The following is a 331-nucleotide window of genomic DNA, read 5'->3' on the forward strand; positions in this document are numbered from 1 at the left end:
CACCGAGCGACACTGTCGTCAGGCCGTCCGGCGACGTGAAGCCGATCGTACCCGAGGTCGTTTCCGAGGTCGCGGGCTCGTTCGAGCCCGAAGGTTCCCCGGCGCGCGCCGGCAGGCCAGCCTCATAGACCGTTGTGTCGGCGCCGCCCGCTACCGGGATCAATACGGTCGGCGTTCCATCGCCGATCGAAATCGTCAGCGTGGTGTGCGAGGTGTCGCCGTCGCCATCCTTGATCGTGTAGGTGAAGACGTCGTTGACGCCACCGGGCGTGCCGGCATCGCGAACGTAGCTGTAGGTGCCGTCGGCGGCCAGCGTCAGCTTGCCGTAGGT

1 protein-coding gene is annotated in these 331 nt (G+C 67.1%); it reads right to left on the reverse strand.

All coding sequences use genetic code 11. From position 1 onward, the window contains the following. Nucleotides 1-331: Ig-like domain-containing protein (locus ACWTU9_RS33330; RefSeq protein WP_455862035.1), on the reverse strand; the 331-nt coding region annotated here is incomplete at both ends.

The organism is Mesorhizobium sp. 128a (assembly GCF_053848025.1).